General features: G+C 64.7%; 2 protein-coding genes and 1 riboswitch. Both genes read left to right on the top strand.

Annotation, left to right across the window (positions count from 1 at the left end; all coding sequences use genetic code 11):
- On the top strand, positions 1 to 739 hold a 739-nt coding region (locus tag WAN02_RS20890), incomplete at its 5' end, for an SAM-dependent methyltransferase (RefSeq protein WP_422266126.1).
- A 131-nt stretch (positions 740 to 870) separates the two neighbouring features.
- Positions 871 to 1052: riboswitch (cobalamin riboswitch) on the top strand.
- A 79-nt stretch (positions 1053 to 1131) separates the two neighbouring features.
- Positions 1132 to 2244: PPE family protein (locus WAN02_RS20895; protein ID WP_422266127.1), on the top strand; the 1113-nt coding region annotated here is incomplete at its 3' end.

The following is a 2244-nucleotide window of genomic DNA, read 5'->3' on the forward strand; positions in this document are numbered from 1 at the left end:
AAACGGTGAGCTCAGCGGCGACGAGGTCGACATACCCGGCCACCCGTGGGGCATGCAGCCGATGACCGACCTGATGGCCGTCCGCACGCGTCTCATCGACCAATTCATCACCGACGCGATGGCATCCGGTATCCGCCAAGCGGTGATTCTGGCCTCCGGCCTCGATGCGCGCGGCTACCGACTGTCCTGGCCGGCCGACACGGTGGTGTTCGAAATCGACCAGCGGCAGGTGACCGATTTCAAGACCGCCACGCTGGCGGCAGTGGGTGCCGAGCCGACCGTCGACCTGCGCGCGGTGCCAATCGATCTGCGCGAAGACTGGCCCGCGGCCTTGCAGCAGGAGGGCTTTGACGCACACCGGCCCACCGTGTGGGTTGCCGAAGGCCTGCTCGCGTTCCTGCCGCCGGAAGCTCAGGATCGCCTGCTGGACAACATCACCGAGCTCAGCGCCAGGGGCAGCCGACTGGTCGTCGAGATCTTCCTGAGCGCAACGGAGTCGTTGGAGGTCATGCACACCGCGGCGCAGAAGTGGTACGAGCAGGGCCTCGATGCCCACATCGATGACCTGTGGTACGGCGGAGAACGCCACGATGTTGCGTCCTACCTGGACGAGCACGGTTGGCAGACGACCAGGCACAGGTCGGGACAGTTGCTGGCCGAAGCCGGGTTGCCGATACCCCAGCGTAACGACGGCCAGGCCGAAAACTATTACTGCACAGCGCAACTCGGTCAGCACTAGCAGGTAGCCGAGTTGCACCAGAAATCGGTGCGTGTTGCTTCCCATCTGGTCACGTACCGTTCGTCCGTGTTTGTCGTCGCCGTACGACGCTGGCCTACCTGCATGCAACGCGCTGGCGATTTGCCACGACACTTGGTCTGATATGGCAAAATCACACCGTTAGGCGATGACGACAGAGGAAGCCGGTGCGAATCCGGCGCGGTCCCGCCACTGTCATCGGGGAGCGACCCTCATCAGCCACGGCCGCAAGGTTGGAAGGCGAGGAGAGCAGCGATCCGAGAGCCAGGAGACTCACGTCATCGCATCCTGCGAGCCGGGGCGGTGCACCCCGAAAGCGAGGGTCCCCTCATGACGCTGAGTGCGTTGTTCTCATCAGTTTTTGACAGCCGGCCGTGACCGCCCCCGTCTGGATGGCTGCGCCTCCGGAGGTGCATTCTGCGCTGCTGAGCAGCGGCCCAGGACCGGGGTCGTTGCTGGCGGCCGCGAACGCGTGGACCGCTCTGAGCACCGAATACGCCGAGGCCGCCGACGAACTGACCGCCGTGTTGGGTGCGGTACAGGGCGCGACGTGGGAGGGCCCGAGCGCCGCGAGTTACGCGGCTGCGCATGCGCCTTATCTGGCCTGGCTGCAGCAGGAAAGCGCGAACAGCACCGCGAGGGCCGCCGAGCACGAAACCGCGGCGGCCGCCTACACCACCGCGCTGGCCGCGATGCCGGCCTTGGGTGAGCTTGCCGCCAACCACGCCACCCATGCGGTGTTGCTGGGAACGAATTTCCTTGGCATCAACACCATTCCGATCGCACTCAACGAAGCTGACTATGCACGGATGTGGGTCCAGGCCGCCACCGTGATGAGCACCTATGAGGGCGTCGCGGGGGCATCGGTCGCGGCGACGCCAACCACCGAACCGGCGCCGACGATCGCGAAGTCGGCAGCTGCCGTCGACCCGTCGAACCCGCCCGCGTGGTTCACCGACTTGGAGAACTATCTGCAAGGGCTTTTTCCCCAGCCCTCGTACCCGAACATCGGCCCCGAGTATCAAGAGATACTGAACTTCTTCAACCAGATCGGCTTCACGGATTTCAACGATCCGATCGCGACGTGGTTGCAGGGGCTGAACCCGTCGTGGTTGCCCCCGTACCCCATTCCTGGGAACTGGCTGGCGTTCAGCGGCGACTTTCTGAGTTACCTCACCCCGGAATCCATCGCCTACGACTTGTCGGTTCCGCTGGATCCGGGGTCGTATATTGCCTTCACCGGCATAGTCATCGTCGACGACTTCTTGGCGATCGTTTACACCGCCGCGTTCAATCCTCAAGCTCTCGTCCTGGTCGTCCCGGCGGCGATGGTCGAGATCGTCGGGTCCACGATCGGCAACACCATTCAGCTGCTGCATTACATCCTCGAGTCGACGCTGCCCGTTTTGCTGCCGGCCCTTTTGCCGGTGGCGGCCGCTTCCCTCGTTCCCCTGGCGGCCGCCCCGGTAGGGCTGGCCGGCCTGGCA

The sequence above is a fragment of the Mycobacterium sp. genome (genome assembly GCF_049281135.1).
GTDB lineage: Bacteria > Actinomycetota > Actinomycetes > Mycobacteriales > Mycobacteriaceae > Mycobacterium.